Source organism: Micromonospora sp. SH-82, from assembly GCF_051132485.1.
Lineage (GTDB): Bacteria > Actinomycetota > Actinomycetes > Mycobacteriales > Micromonosporaceae > Micromonospora.
On the sequence record NZ_CP148049.1, the window covers coordinates 5,711,310 to 5,725,629 of the forward strand.

Sequence of the window (14,320 nt, forward strand, 5' to 3'; positions counted from 1 at the left end):
CCGGGGCCTGGGAGCAGGATCCGCAGTGTTCGGAGAAGACCTGGACCCAAGGGAGAACAGAGATGTCGGACGCAGGCCACGGCGGCGGGGTGGAGTCGATCGACCCGGAGACCGCGCGGCACTGGGACGCGCTCTACGCCGAGAAGGAACGGCAGTGGAGCGGGCGACCCAACGCTCGTCTGGTCGAGGAGGTCACCGGGCTGCCCCCGGGTAGCGCCCTGGACCTCGGCTGCGGGGAGGGCGGCGACGCGATCTGGCTGGCCCGGCAGGGGTGGCGGGTGACGGCCGTCGACGTGTCGGCGACGGCGTTGGACCGGTCGGCGGCCGAGGCCGACCGGGCCGGGGTGACCGACCGGATCGAGTTCCACCGACACGACCTGACCCGGACCTTCCCCCCGGGAGAGTTCGACCTGGTCAGCGCCCAGTTCCTCCAGTCCCGGCTGGAGTTCCCCCGGGAGGAGGTGCTGCGTGCCGCCGCACGGGCGGTGGCCCCCGGCGGCCGGCTGGTGATCGTCGAGCACGGCGAGGTTCCGCCGCAGGCCCGCCAGGCCCACCCCGACCTGGTCTTCCCCACCCCGGAGGAGACCCTGGCCGTCCTCGACCTGGCCCCGGGCGAATGGGTCACCGAACGGGTGGACGCCCCCCGCCGGGAGACGACCGGCCCGGACGGGCAGCCGTTCACCCTGGTCGACCACCGGGTGGTGGTACGCCGGGTCAGGACCGGGTGACCTGCTCGGCCCGGAGCCGGTCCTCGGCCCGGAACATCCGGACCAGGGCGACCGCACCGAAGACCAGCAGCAGGGTCATCAGCGGGGCCCCGGGAATCTTGGTGTACCGGGCCAGGCCCACCCCGTCGGGCAGGATCATGAAGAGACTGACCAGCGCCACCAGGGCCGCCCAGTTCGACCTGACGGTGGTGGCGGCGATCACCGCGAGCGGCCAGGTCCAGTACCAGGGGTGCACCACCGAGGCCAGCGCCACGGTGACGGCCAGGGCCAGCCCGGCGTAGCGCAGCGGGTCCTGGTGCCAGGCCCGGAACCACATCCACACCAGCACCGCAGCCAACACGACCACGCCGACCCCCCGGGCCGCCGGGATGGCCTCGATGCTCGCCCCGAAGAGCTGGGCGACAGAGTTGACGGTCTGCCCGACCGCGGTCGGGGGCGAGGTCCAGGCGACGGCGGCCCCACCGGTGGTCAACCCGCCGATCCAGCCGAAGTCCAGCCCACCGGCGAAGGTGATCCCGACCATCGTCAGGGTCGCCCCGCCGAGGACCCAGCTCCCGTGGCGCAACAGCGCCCGGACGGTGATCGGACCGACGACCGCCGCGAGGACGGCGAACGGCACCACCACCACCGAGGTGACCTTCACCGCCACGGCCACCCCGAGCAGCACCCCGCCGCCGAGCAGCGGCCACCGACGCCCGGGGTGGCTGGCCACCACCGCCAGGCCGCCCACCAGGGGGGCGATCATCAGGGAGTCGTTGTGTGGGCCGCCGACCAGGTGGATGGCGACCAGGGGGCAGGCCAGCACCAGCCAGAGCGCCCGCCCCACGGGTACGCCGCACCGGCGGGCCAGCGGCGGCACTGCGTACGCGGTGGCCACCACCCCGAGCAGGCAGATGATCCGGAACGCCACGATGCTGGCGGTCAACGAGTCGGTGATCCCGACCACCGCCCCGGCCATCAGGACGAACAGCGGCCCGTACGGGGCGGGGGTGTCCCGCCAGATGTAGGAGACGGTGTCCAGCCAGGGACAGGGCAGAGCGGAGACCCCCTGCTCGTACGGGCTGATCCCGTTGACGAAGCTGGCCCCCTGGCAGGCGTAGGCGTACACGTCCCGGGTGCCGAAGGGCGGGGCCACCAGCAGCGGCAACAACCACAGCCCGGCGGTGACCAGCACCCATCGGGGCTTCAACTCCCGGTTGCGCAGCGACCACCACGCCCAGGCCATCAGGCCGGTGCCGACCAGCCAGGCGACGAGGACGATCGGCCCGTACCGGCTCTGCCAGATGGAGACCGGGGAGCTTCGCAGGGGTGCCGAGGGGAACGCACCGCCGAGGTACGCCGACACGGCGAGCAGGAGGGAACCGGCGAAGCCGGTCCAGCGCACGAGGTGGTGAGGCACTCGAACATGCTGCCAGCACCGCCGGACCGGCGCAGCGGCGGCGTCACCCGCCGCGCCGACGGTCACACCCGGTCAGCAGTGGCCGGAGGGGCGCAGCGAGCTGCCGAGCCGGTATTCCCCGGCCGCCTCGGCCCGGACCGTGACGTTGTCCCCCTCTGCCATGACGCAGCCCTGCGGGCCGGTCAGGGTCAGCCAGCGCGACCACCGGACCCGGATCTGCACGGGGCCCGGGGTGTCCACCGCGAACCGGATCGCGGACTGGTCGGAGTGGAGCAGCCGACCGGGCGCGGCGACTAGGGGAGTCGGATCGGTCACCACGTACAACCGCCAAGTGTCGTTGCGCCACACCTCACGTAGGTACGGCAGCCCGGTCTCGATCAGCGCCGCCTCGGCCCGCCCCCACCGGTCTAGCGGGGCGTCGGGGGCCAGTGCCACATAGCTGACCGCCCGGGCGCGCAGCCACTCGGCGTACCGGTCGGGGGTGAGGGTCCCCTCGTAGAACAGGGCGTTGCGGGCGGTGTCCACCTGCCGTTCCCACCCTCGGGCCAGCGGCACCTGCGGTGGCAGGTACGCCGACTCCCAGTGGTCGCGCAGCGGCACCACTTCAACCCGGCCGACGGGCTGCCTTCGGGACAGTTCGTCGGCGAGCGAACGGTGGAACGCGGCCGTGGTCTCCGGCGAACCGGCCCGACCCAGGTCGTCGAGCATCACCGGGGGCTGCCACCAGAACAGCGCCGCCAGCACCCCGGCCAGGACGGTTCGGGGCAGGGCGGCGAAGGCGGCGACCAGCGGAATCCCGAACAGCATCGACAGTCGCAGCGCGTTGGAGCCGATCGGGCTGGGCAGGTAGTAGGCACCCATCAGGAGGAAGATGGTGAGGACCGCGCCCACGCGCAGCGCCCGACGTCGTCGGGGCAGCAGGAAGAAGACCACCACCGCTACCGCCACGTTGATCTTCATCGACTCAGGCGAGTAGGGCTGCGTGCCGCCGTTGCCGAACAGCAGCGCCATCGGGGCCAGCGCGAGGGCGGGCGCCAGGCAGAGCACCAGGCTCTCGGCGAGTGGACGGTCGACCTGCCATCCTCCCGGTAGGCGTCGTCCCGGCCCGCCCGATTCCCGGCGCAGGCCGGACAGGAGCAATGCGCCCCCGGCGAGCCCTGTGAACAGCCCGGCGACCGGACTGGCCCAGGTGGCGGCGGCGGCCAGGACCGCCGCCAGGGCCAGTCGCGGCATCCGCCCGGGACGCTGCAGGCACACTGCGCAGAGCGCCAGGAGGCCGAGGGCCAACCCGACGGCGAAGGTCACCCGACCACTGACCAGGTTGCCGACCAGCACCGTTGCACCGAGCACGCCGCCGAGAAGAGGCCGGCGGGCTCGGTGACGCACCAGCAGCCACCCGAACGCTGCCGCCGCGCCGACCGCCGCGATCCCTCCGAGCAGAGGTACCCCGACCTGCGCGCCCAACCAAGCGGTGAAGAGACTGTAGCCGTGCTGGTTGACCCCGCCGTACCAACCGAGGTCGACCGGAGTGGAGCCGTACCGGTCGACGAAGTCGGCCCGGGCCACCTGGGCAGCCAGATCGGTGCCCATTGGCGGGGCGAGCAGGAACGCCACCCCCAGCAGCGCCGCCGTAGCGGCGGCGGACCCCACGGTCAACGCAGGGTTTTCTGACTGCCCCCTCATCCTTGCATCACGTGTTGCATGGCGGTGCGGCAGCGGCGGGCGGTGCGCAGGTACTCGTCGAGGAACTCGCCCGGGTCGTCCCGACCCAGGATGCGGGTCACCCCGGCCAGCTCCACGCCGTGCCGGGGGAGTTGGTCGCCGTCGCGGCCCCGGACCAGCATGAGGGCGTTGCGGACCTGCGCGGCCAGGGTCCACCCGTCGGCCATCGCGGTGGCGTCGGCCTCGTCGACGAGGCCGGCGTCGCGGGCGGCGGCCAGGGCGTCGAGGGTACGGGTCCCCCGCAGGGACGGGTCGGCCCCGGCGTGCCGGAGCTGGAGGAGTTGGACGGCCCACTCGACGTCGGCGAGTCCACCCCGGCCGAGTTTGGTGTGGGTGGCCGGGTCGGCGCCCCGGGGCAGCCGTTCCTGCTCCACCCGGGCCTTGATCCGCCGGATCTCGACCACCTGCTCCCGGGTGAGCCCGCCGTCGGGGTAGCGCACCGGGTCGACCATCCGCTCGAACTCGGCCCCCAGGTCGGCGTCGCCGCAGACGAACCGGGCCCGCAGCAGGGCCTGCGCCTCCCACACCTTCGACCAGCGGGCGTAGTACGACGAGTAGGCGGCGAGACTGCGGACCAGGGGGCCCTGTCGGCCCTCGGGACGCAGGTCGGCGTCGACCCCCAGCGCAGGGTCGGGGGCGGGCATCCCGAGCAGGCGGCGCAGCTCCTCGGCGACGGCGTGGGCGGCGGCGCTGGCGGTGCTCTCCTCGACGTCGGCGGGGCGGTCGTAGACGAAGAGCACGTCGGCGTCGGAGAGGTAGTTCGACTCGTACCCGCCGAGGCGGCCCATCCCGATCACCGCGAACCGCAGTCCGGGTGGTCCCGGCTTCGCGGCCTGGGCGATGCGCAGGGCGGCGGCGAGGGTGGCGTCGGTGACCGCGGCGAGGGCGCGGCCGACGGCGACGATGTCGGTCAGGGGGGCGGGGCGACGTGGGGCGTCGTCGGCGCGCGGTGGCCGGGGGGCGATGCCGTCGGCTCGGCTGAGCACGTCGGCGCAGGAGAGCCGGACCAGTTCCCGGCGGCGCAGGGCACGGACCGCGTGGGTGGCCTGGACCGGGTCGGTGTGTCGGGCCGCCGCCGCGACGAACCCCTCGCAGAGGACCTCCCGGGTGCGGGGGGCGAGTTCGCTCTCCTCGGCCAGCAGCCGCAGCGCCTCCGGCTCCCGGGAGAGCAGGTCGGTGGCGTACCGGGACAGCGACAGGACCCGGGCCAGTCGGCGGGCCACCGGGCCGGAGTCGCGCAGCAGCCGCAGGTACCAGGGGGTGCTGCCGAGTTTGTCGGAGACCTGGCGGTAGTTGAGCAGACCCCGGTCCGGTTCGGGGGCGTCGGCGAACTCGCCGAGCAGCACCGGCAGGAGGGTCCGTTGGATGGCTGCGGTACGGCTCACGCCGCCGGTGAGCCGCTCCAGGTGACGCAGGGCCCCGGCCGGGTCGGCGAAGCCGAGGATCTCCAGCCGGTGGCGGGCCGCCTCCGGGGTGAGCCGCAACCCGTCGGCGGGGACCCGGGCGACCGCCTCCAGCAGGGGCCGGTAGAGGAGCTTGGCGTGCAGTCGGCGTACCTCGGTGGCGTGGGCGACCCAGTCGGCGCGGAACGCCTCGACGGCGCTGCGTCCGGTGGCGGCCGTGTAGTCCAGGGCGGCGGCGAGCCAGCGCAACCCGCCCGGGTCGGTCGGGACGGTGTGGGTCCGGCGGAGTCCCTGCAACTGGAGCCGGTGCTCCACGGTCCGCAGGAACCGGTATCCCCGCAGCAGGCCCTCCCCGTCGGCGCGGCCGACGTAGCCGCCGGCGACCAACGCCCGCAACGCCGGGATCGTCCCGGTCACCCGCAGCGCCTCGTCGCCGCGCCCGTGCACCAGTTGCAGCAGCTGTACGGCGAACTCGATGTCACGCAGTCCCCCCGGACCGCGTTTGATCTCGCGTTCCTGTTCCCGGGGCGGGATGTTCTCGATGATCTTCTTCCGCATGGACCGGACGTCCTCGACCGCCTCCGGCCGCTCGGCGGCCCGCCAGACCAGCGGGGCGAGCGCGTCGAGCCACTCCCTGGCCACCGGCAGGTCCCCGGCGGCCGGCCGGGCCTTGAGCAGTGCCTGGAACTCCCAGGTCCGGGCCCAGCGCTGGTAGTACGCCAGATGGCTGGCGAGGGTACGCACCAGCGGCCCCCGGTTGCCCTCCGGGCGCAGCGCCGCGTCGACGGGCCAGGCCACCAGCCCGCACACGTGGATCAGCCGGGTGGCGACCGTGGTGCCGGCGGCCAGGTCGGCGTCGTCGGCGGCGACGAAGATGACGTCCACGTCGGAGACGTAGTTCAGCTCGTTCCCGCCGCACTTGCCCATCGCCACCACGGCCAGCCGGGGGCGGGGCGTCCCCTCGGGCAGTTCGTCGACGGCGATCTCGTACGCGGCGGAGAGGGTCGCGTCGGCCAGCCCGGAGAGCGCCGCCATCGTCTGGTCGAGGGCCCGACCGCCGGTGAGGTCGGCCGCCGCGATCCGCAGCAGGGCCAGGCGGTACGCCCGACGCAGGTCGGCGATGCGGGGTCCGCTGCCGGTCGGACCGCCACGTCGGTGCCCGGAGACCCGGGGTTGTTCCCGCCCGACGGCGGGCTCCCGCACCCCGTCGGTCGGCTCCCCCGTCGACGGCACGGTGGTCGACGGGGCGGTCGTCGACGGCTGCGCCCCGGTCGACGGCGCGGTGGCGCCTGCGGTCCCCGCCGGACCGGTCGCCGCCGGGCCGGTGGGGCGGGGATCGTGGGCGAGGTCCAGGCGGCCGTCGGCCGGCGGCGCGAGCCCGTCGGCGGCGGTGGAGAGCGCCCGCCAGTGGTCCGGGTTGGCGACCAGGTGGTCGCCGAGCGCCGACGAGGCCCCCAACACCGCGACCACCCGGCGACGCAGGCCCGGGTCGTCGCGCATCCCGGTCAGGACCGCCGACGGCGCGTCCGGCTCGGCCCGCCGCTCCGCCTCGACGATGCGGTGCAGTTGACGCAGGGCCAGATCCGGGTCGGCGGCCCGGGAGAGCGCGGCCAGCAGCTCGGCGGCGTGCTCGTCGACGGGCTCCTGCACATCGGGACGCCACAGGTCGAGCCCGTCCGGGCCGAGCAGCTCGGCGGCCCGGGTCACGTCCTCACCCTCGGCGGTGCCGAAACCGTAGCGAGCGAGCCTGGTGTTCGGTCTGCTCATCGCCGGCTCAGTGCCCGAGCAGCGGCAGGGTGGGCCGCACCGCCACGTCGGGCAGTTCACCGAGGGCCAGCGCGGCGAACCGCGCGGCGAACGGCTGCCAGACCTCCTCCACGTCGACCATCACCTCGTGGCAGGCGGCCACCACCAGCTCCGGGTCGTACCCGAGGTCGGCCAGGAGCTGCGAGTCGGCGGCGGCCCAGGTCGCGATCATCGCCGTGTCGCACTCGATGTGGAACTGGAGCCCCCAGGCCCGGTCCCCCATCCGGAACGCCTGGTACGGATAGCGGGCCGAGGCGGCCAGGAGGGTCGCCCCGTGCGGCAGTTCGGTGATCTCGTCGGTGTGCCACTGGAGCACGTCGGGCATCAACGGCACGTACCGGAACAGCGGGTCACCGTCGGCGGCGTCCCGCTTGCCGACCACACCGGGTCCGATCTCCGGCCCGGCCGGGCTGGGCTCGACCGACCCGGCGTGTGCACCGGCCAGCAGCTGCGCGCCGAGGCAGACGGCAAGAGTGGGTACGCGGTGTCGGACGGCCTTGCGCAGCAGCCCCTCGACAGCCGGGAACCAGGGTGCCCCCGGCGTGCCGTCCGGCCCCGGATACGCCTGCTGCTCGCCGCCGAGCACCACCAGGGCGACGTACCCGGACAGGTCGGCGGGCAGGTCGTCGCCGGCGTGCGGACGCACCACCCGCAGGTCGAGGCCGGCCTCGGTCAGCCACTCCCCCAGCCGTCGGGGGTCGTCGTTCGGGTCGTTCTCGATCACCAACGCGGTTCCCACACCGTCGAGGCTATCCGGTCCCCCCACTCCCCCTCACCCCGCGTCGCGGGGCGAGGAAGGGGTCCCTGTCGACGCCTGCGCGGGCACGGCAGGGTCCCCTGTTAACGCCTGCGGTAGAAAAGGGTTCCCCTCTCGCCTTCTCCGGGCCGACAGCCGGACTAGGCTCGGCCGCTGTGAGCCCGGACCACCCCGCCCCGGCCGCGACCGGACCGGTCGCCGCCGATCACTGCGCCACTCCGGCGGTACGCCCACCCGCGCTGCGCCCCGGGGACACGGTGATGCTGGTGTCACCCTCCGGGCCCAGCCGCCCCGAACGGGTCGCCCGGGGCATCGAGCTGCTCACCGGCTGGGGGCTGCGGCCCGTCCTCGCACCCCACGCGTACGCCCGGCACGGCTACCTGGCCGGCGCGGACGCCCTCCGGGCCGCCGATCTGAACACCGCGTTCACCGACCCCACGGTCCGGGGGGTGCTCGCCATCCGGGGCGGGTACGGCGCGCAGCGGGTCGTCGACCTGATCGACATGGCCGCCGTCCGGCGGGACCCGAAGGTGGTGGCCGGGTTCTCCGACATCACCGCCCTGCAACTCGCGCTCTGGCGGGGTGCCCGGCTGGCCACCGTGCACGGCCCCGGGGCAGCCTGGCTGGACGAGCGGACCCCGCTGCGTTCGGCGGAGTCGCTGCACGCCGCGTTGACCACCACCGCCGAGGTGACCCTCACCGCCGACCCGGACGCCGAGACCGGCCCGGTCCGGGTGCCCGGTCGGGCCACCGGCCCCCTCCTCGGCGGCAACCTCTGCCTGCTGACCGCCACGGTCGGCACCCCGGACCTCCCCGACCTCACCGGGGCGGTCCTGCTGATCGAGGACGTTCAGGAGCCGCCGTACAAGATCGACCGGATGGTGACCCAGCTGCGCCGCTGCGGGGCCCTGTCCGGGGTGGCCGGGGTGGCGGTGGGGCAGTTCACCCGCTGCACCGACGGATGGGACACCACTGTCGCCGACGTCCTGACCGAGCGCCTCGGCGACCTGGGCGTACCGGTCCTCGGCGGGCTCCCGGTCGGTCACGGCCACGGCCAGCTCACCGTCCCCCTCGGCACCCCCGCCACCCTCGACACCTCCACCGGCACCCTGACGGTCGCCCCCGCCGTCTCCTGACCCACCCGCGCCCCGTCGACCGGCCTGCCTGCCGTACCGGGGCGGGATTCTCAGGTGGGTGACAGGGACGGCACGGGTTGCGCCCAGGACGGTCGGTGACGGTGGGTCGGTCCGACCGCCACCGAGAGTCGGAGCGTCGAAACGAGAGTCGGAGGAGTTCATGTCCCGCAGCATGTCGAAGAAGCACGTCCTGGCGGGCCTGGCCGCGGCCGGCGTCCTCGGGGTGGGGATCGCGGCCCCGACCGTTGCGTTCGCCCAGAACGACCCCAGCCCGTCCCCGAACACCAGTACCACCGCCGACCCGGGCACTGACCGGGAGCAGCGGCACGCCGAGCACCGGTCGGAGTTCGCCGAGTCCCTGGCGAAGGAGTTGGGGGTGGAGACCGACAAGGTGACCGCCGCCCTGGAGAAGCTGCGGGAGCAGCGGGCCGCCGACCGTCCCGAACGGGGCGACTGGCCCGGCCGGGGTGAGCGCGGCGGCACCCCCGAGGACCGGGCGGCGAAGCTGAAGGAGCGGCTGGCCACGGCGGTCGAGGAGGGCAAGCTCACCCAGGATCAGGCCGACGCGATCACCGAAGCGGTCGAGTCGGGCGTCTTCCCCGGCGGCTGGGGTCCCGGCCCCAACGGCCACCCCGGAAACAAGACCGACAACTAACCCCACCACCCCCACCCCACCCCCACCAGCACCCACCGCCACCGTCCGGCACCCAGAGCGTTGATCAAGGGGTTTGCGTCAGATCAGTGCTGGATCCTGACTCAAACCCCTTGGTCAACAGGGCGAAACGGGGGCGGGGCACACCGGGGGCGGGGCGAAACGGGGGCGGGGCGAAACGGGGGCGGGGCACAGCGGGGGGAAAGGTGGGGGTGGGTGGGGTGGGGGTTATCGGAGGTAGGGGCCGGTGGTGCCGATCTTGCCGGGGGCCGGGTTGCCGGGGAGGTCCAGGACGTAGACCCGGAGGTTGCCCTTGCCGCTGACCGAGGCGGTGAGGGTGCCGTTGGTGACGGTCCGGACCTCACCGGTCACCGCGTCGGTGTACCGGCCGTTCGGGATGCCGCTGAAGGTGGCCGCACCGGAGACGGTGACCAGGGCGAAGCTGTCCACCCCGCCGGCGGTGTAGCGGCGCTTGTAGGCCATCGACCCGCTGATCCCCTCGGTGGAGTACTGCCCCTTCTGTAGGGCGGGGATGGCCCGACGGATCAGGTTGAGCCGCTGCACGTGCTTGACCAGGGGCTGGTCCAGGGTCCTGGCGACCTGCCCGGTGGCCGACCCGACCACCCCGAAGTCGCTGGCGGTGACGCTGCCGGCGAGGTGGCTGCCGTAGTACGCCCGGCCGGTGGTGGCCAGGGGGCAGGTCGGCCCGCAGTCGATCCGGGCCCCCTTCTGGAACTCGATCTCCGAGCCGTAGTAGAGGGTGGGGACACCCCGGAAGGTCCACATCAGGCTCATGTTCTCCGCCCAGGCGTCGGTGCCCCCGGTGTACCGGGTCCCGGACTTGTTGGGTCCGTAGTCGTGGCTGTCGACGTACACGACGTTGTAGGTGGCGTCGTTGTAGCTGTCGTCGGAGTCCTTGCCGTTGCCGAAGGCGTTGCCGGCGTCGGAGAAGTTCATGTGCATCCGCATGTCGATGACGTTCATGCCGGAGAACTTCGAGCGGTCCGGGGTGTGGTAGCTGTTGCCGCGCAGGAAGGCGTTGTCGGTGGTGGGCTGCCCGCTGGGGCCGAGGAGCTGTTCGTGGTCGTACTGCTCGATGGCGGCGCGGACGTCGTCGGCGCTGTACTCCTTGCGCTCCTTCCAGGTGAAGAACTGGGCGGAGTGGTTGACCGAGCCCCGGTTCCACTTGTCGTTGACGAAGGCGGCGACCTCGCCGAAGACGTAGAAGTCCTTGCCCTTGGCCCCGTGCCGGGCCACCGCGTGCTGTTGGATGGCGGGCAGGAAGCGCCGGTTCCAGGTGACCCGGGGGATGTGCACGGCGGTGTCGATCCGGAACCCGTCGACGCCCATGTCGATGAACCTGTTGTAGACGTCGATCAGGTACTGCTGGACCCGCTCGTTCTCGGTGTTGAAGTCGGCCAGGTCCTCGTGCAGCCAGCAGCTGCGGGAGTCCTCCCCCTCCCAGTTGCCGATCCAGCACTGGTGGTACAGGTCGGCGGGGAAGAGTCTGCTGGTCGGGACGGGCCACTGGCAGTGGTACAGGGTGTAGCCCTCGGGGCTGCGACCCCCGGTGGGGGTGCCCCAGTTCAGGCACCGGTTGCCGGTGGGGGCGGTCGCCGACCACAGGTCACCGTTGTAGGGGCGTCCCTTGGCCTGGGCGTTCTGGGCCGGGGTCAGATCCGGGTCGGTGCCCTGGTGCTCCTGGAGCGGGTCGTACTCCTTTCCGGCCTGGGGCTGGTCGTAGTACCACTTCCACTGGGCGTCGCGGGTGCCGTACACGGTGGGGGTGAAGAGGCCCTTGGCCCCCCACCGTGAGCTGTGGTTGTAGACCACGTCCTGGAAGATCTTGATGCCCTTGGCGTGGGCGGCGTCGATCAGGTCCTGGTAGCTGGCCCCGGGGCTCTCCAGTCGGGGGTCGACCCGGTGGAAGTCCCAACCGTGGTACCCGTGGAAGTCGTAGTCGGAGCGGTTCAGCACCACCGGGGTGATCCAGAGGGCGGAGAAGCCGAGGGCCTTGACGTAGTCCAGCTTGTCGATCAGCCCCTTGAAGTCCCCCCGGAACATCGGGTCGTCGTTCGCGGCGTTCCCGGAGCGCACGTGCTGGCTGCCGCCCCGGTTGTTGCCCGCGTCCCCGTCGGCGAACCGGGCGGTCATCACGAAGTAGATGCTGTCCTCCCGGGGGTCACCTCCCAGGGGGGAGCCGCCGACCGCAGGTGCGGCCCCGGTGGTCGCCGTCGCGGGTGCGCTCGCCGCCGACCGGTTGCCGGCCGCGTCCACAGCCGAGACCCGCCAGGTGTACGCCGTCTGCGGCGCCAGGTCGTAGGCGACGTGCCGGGTGCCGGTGACCACGACGGTGGTCGTACCCGTGGCACCCCCGGTCCGGGTCAACTCGTACCCGGTGACTCCCCGGTCGTCGGTGGCGGGATTCCAGGTCAGGGTGACCGACAGGCCGCCGGGGACGGCGGTCAGACCACCCGGCACCGAGGGAGCCGTGGTGTCCGGAACCACCGGGGCGCAGGGGTCGGGAGCGTTCGGGGTGAGGGTGCCCCCGGAGACGGTGACAGTCCCCGTGCCGATCCGGTAGTTGGCCCCGTTGTTGTTGTCCCAGGTCCCGGAGCCGTTGGTGAAGACGGCCTGGAGACCGGTCGCCGACCCCAGGTCGACGGTCCGGCGTCGCCAGCCGGGGCAGGCGGCCTCCATGGCCACCCCGGGCACGGGGGTCCAGGCCGCCCCGTCGACCCCGTAGTGGATGTTCACTGAGTTCCCCCAGGCCGTGGGGGGTCGGTAGTAGACGGTGACGGTGTCGGCCGCAGCCGCTGCGGTGACGGGCAGCAGGCTGGCGGCCACGCCGGTGACGAGCGCGAGGGCTCCCCACCGGCGACGGATGGGGGTGGTCTTCCGCCGCATGGGTTCTCCTGACACCCACGCCCACCGGGACGGGCGGGCGCAAGTCCTTGAAGGCGTTGCAAAAAGTTGCGAACGCGGTGCCAGGAAGTTATCAGCTTGAATGCCTGGAAACCAGATCCCCATCCCACATCGTCACTGGAACTTCTTGCACCCCCCAACACCGCCACGCCACCGCCCCACCCCGCCGCCGCTCCCGGCCTCCCCTGTTGATCAAGGGGATTGCGTCAACCACGGGCGCTCCCGTGACCCAAACCCCTTGGTCACCGATCGGGGGTGGGGGTACCGGGTCCGGGCAGGGTTAGGGAGCGGATCCGGTCGTGGGGGGGGGATCCGCTTCCAGGGTGGGACGGTTACGCGGTCACAGGGACAGGTAGCGCTGCCGCTCGAACGGGGTGACCTCGCGGCGGTACTGCTCCCACTCGGCCCGCTTGTTGCGCAGGAAGAAGTCGAACACGTGCTCCCCGAGCACCTCGGCGACCAGCTCCGAACCGGCCATCACGTCGATCGCCTCGGCGAGGTTCTCCGGCAGCGCCTCGTACCCCATCGCCTTGCGTTCCGCAGCGCTCAACGACCAGACGTCGTCCTCCGCGCCCGGCGGGAGTTCGTACCCCTCCTCGATGCCCTTGAGACCGGCACCGAGCATCACCGCGAAGGCCAGGTACGGGTTGGTGGCCGAGTCCAGCGACCGGACCTCCACCCGGGCGGAGTTGGGCTTGCCGTACGCGGGCACCCGGATCAGGGCGGACCGGTTGAGGTGCCCCCAGCAGACGTACGCCGGGCTCTCGGTGATCCGGTCGGGCAGGGCCAGTGGGAAGAGCCGCTTGTACGAGTTGACCCACTGGTTGGTGACGGCGGTGTACTCCCGGGCGTGCATGAGCAGCCCGGCGATGAAGGACTTCGCCACCTTCGACAGCTTCATCGGGTCGGCGGCGTCGTGGAAGACGTTGCGTTCCCCCTCGAACAGCGACAGGTGGGTGTGCATGCCGCTGCCGGGCTGGTCGGTGAAGGGCTTCGGCATGAAGGAGGCCTGCACCCCGGTGGAGAGCGCCACCTCCTTGACCACGTGCCGGAAGGTCATGATGTTGTCGGCGGTGGTGAGGGCGTCGGCGTACCGCAGGTCGATCTCCTGCTGGCCGGGGGCCACCTCGTGGTGGCTGAACTCCACCGAGATCCCGATCCGTTCCAGGGCCAGGACCCCCTGTCGGCGGAAGTCCCGGGCCACCGCGTGGGTGGTGTGCTCGAAGTAGCCGCCGGTGTCCACCGGGACCGGCACCGAGCCGTCCGCCGGGCCGTTCTCCAGCAGGTAGAACTCGATCTCGGGGTGGGTGTAGAAGGTGAACCCCTTGTCGGCGGCCCGGGACAGCGCCCGGCGCAGCACGTGCCGGGGGTCGGCCCAGGAGGGTCCCCCGTCGGGCAGCAGGATGTCGCAGAACATCCGGGCGCTCTCGCCGCTGACCCCGCCCTCGAAGGGGAAGACCTGGAAGGTGGTCGGATCGGGCATGGCGACCATGTCCGACTCGAAGACCCGGGCGAAGCCCTCGATCGCCGAGCCGTCGAAGCCGATCCCCTCCTCGAAGGCCGACTCCAGCTCGGCGGGAGCCACCGAGACGCTCTTGAGGGTGCCCAGCACGTCGGTGAACCACAGCCGGACGAACCGGATGTCACGCTCTTCCAGCGTACGGAGGACGAACTCCTGCTGACGGTCCACTTCCACTCCTCCGCGACACTGTCTCGTCCGCCACCGGTCCGGTCGACGCGACCTGACCGCCCAGTCTTCATTGACCCCGTTACGCAGACGTTACGCGACCCC

At 72.7% G+C, this 14,320-nt stretch carries 9 protein-coding genes; 3 read left to right on the forward strand and 6 right to left on the reverse strand.

The genetic code is table 11. The annotated features are described in order from the left end of the window. The first annotated feature begins 62 nt into the window (after positions 1–62). On the forward strand, positions 63–728 hold the full coding sequence (locus WHN02_RS25010; RefSeq protein WP_434741103.1) for an SAM-dependent methyltransferase: 666 nt from the start codon (positions 63–65) through the stop codon (positions 726–728). Here WHN02_RS25010 and mptB read toward each other — a convergent pair. The 4 genes from mptB to WHN02_RS25030 form a co-directional block, all read right to left on the reverse strand. Then, positions 715–2,127, reverse strand: coding sequence for a polyprenol phosphomannose-dependent alpha 1,6 mannosyltransferase MptB (gene mptB, locus WHN02_RS25015; protein WP_350897284.1), 1,413 nt, complete (start codon positions 2,125–2,127; stop codon positions 715–717). The two genes, WHN02_RS25010 and mptB, sit on opposite strands and share 14 nt — an antisense overlap. Before the next feature lie 72 nt (positions 2,128–2,199). Further along, a complete protein-coding gene (locus tag WHN02_RS25020) occupies positions 2,200–3,810 on the reverse strand; it encodes a hypothetical protein (RefSeq protein ID WP_434741104.1) in 1,611 nt (536 codons plus the stop codon). Next, the gene (locus WHN02_RS25025) at positions 3,807–7,019 is read right to left on the reverse strand and encodes a bifunctional [glutamine synthetase] adenylyltransferase/[glutamine synthetase]-adenylyl-L-tyrosine phosphorylase (RefSeq protein WP_434741105.1); all 3,213 of its coding nucleotides are present in this window, start codon (positions 7,017–7,019) and stop codon (positions 3,807–3,809) included. The genes WHN02_RS25020 and WHN02_RS25025 overlap by 4 nt, the downstream gene beginning before the upstream one ends. Positions 7,020–7,026: 7 nt before the next feature. Beyond that, positions 7,027–7,797, reverse strand: coding sequence for a type 1 glutamine amidotransferase (locus WHN02_RS25030; RefSeq protein ID WP_434741106.1), 771 nt, complete (start codon positions 7,795–7,797; stop codon positions 7,027–7,029). Between the two features lie 278 nt (positions 7,798–8,075). Between WHN02_RS25030 and WHN02_RS25035 the strand changes: the two genes are divergently transcribed. Continuing rightward, the gene (locus WHN02_RS25035) at positions 8,076–8,951 is read left to right on the forward strand and encodes a S66 peptidase family protein (RefSeq protein WP_434744061.1); all 876 of its coding nucleotides are present in this window, start codon (positions 8,076–8,078) and stop codon (positions 8,949–8,951) included. Between the two features lie 160 nt (positions 8,952–9,111). Further along, entirely contained in the window at positions 9,112–9,606 is a 495-nt protein-coding gene (locus WHN02_RS25040) for a hypothetical protein (RefSeq protein ID WP_434741107.1), read from the forward strand. A 225-nt stretch (positions 9,607–9,831) separates the two neighbouring features. Here WHN02_RS25040 and WHN02_RS25045 read toward each other — a convergent pair whose 3' ends face one another. Both WHN02_RS25045 and glnA read right to left on the reverse strand, forming a co-directional pair. Continuing rightward, positions 9,832–12,510, reverse strand: coding sequence for an alpha-amylase family glycosyl hydrolase (locus tag WHN02_RS25045; RefSeq protein ID WP_434741108.1), 2,679 nt, complete (start codon positions 12,508–12,510; stop codon positions 9,832–9,834). Positions 12,511–12,868: 358 nt separating this feature from the next. Then, a complete protein-coding gene (gene glnA, locus WHN02_RS25050) occupies positions 12,869–14,218 on the reverse strand; it encodes a type I glutamate--ammonia ligase (protein ID WP_350897276.1) in 1,350 nt (449 codons plus the stop codon). Positions 14,219–14,320 lie beyond the last annotated feature (102 nt).

Bases quoted from the DNA above. Each gene is read 5' to 3' on its own strand.
- WHN02_RS25035 (WP_434744061.1), top strand. From the start codon at position 8,076: ATGCTGGTGTCACCCTCCGGGCCCAGCCGCCCCGAACGGGTCGCCCGG.
- WHN02_RS25010 (WP_434741103.1), top strand. From the start codon at position 63: ATGTCGGACGCAGGCCACGGCGGCGGGGTGGAGTCGATCGACCCGGAG.
- WHN02_RS25040 (WP_434741107.1), top strand. From the start codon at position 9,112: ATGTCCCGCAGCATGTCGAAGAAGCACGTCCTGGCGGGCCTGGCCGCG.
- WHN02_RS25020 (WP_434741104.1), bottom strand. From the start codon at position 3,810: ATGAGGGGGCAGTCAGAAAACCCTGCGTTGACCGTGGGGTCCGCCGCC.
- WHN02_RS25025 (WP_434741105.1), bottom strand. From the start codon at position 7,019: ATGAGCAGACCGAACACCAGGCTCGCTCGCTACGGTTTCGGCACCGCC.
- WHN02_RS25045 (WP_434741108.1), bottom strand. From the start codon at position 12,510: ATGCGGCGGAAGACCACCCCCATCCGTCGCCGGTGGGGAGCCCTCGCG.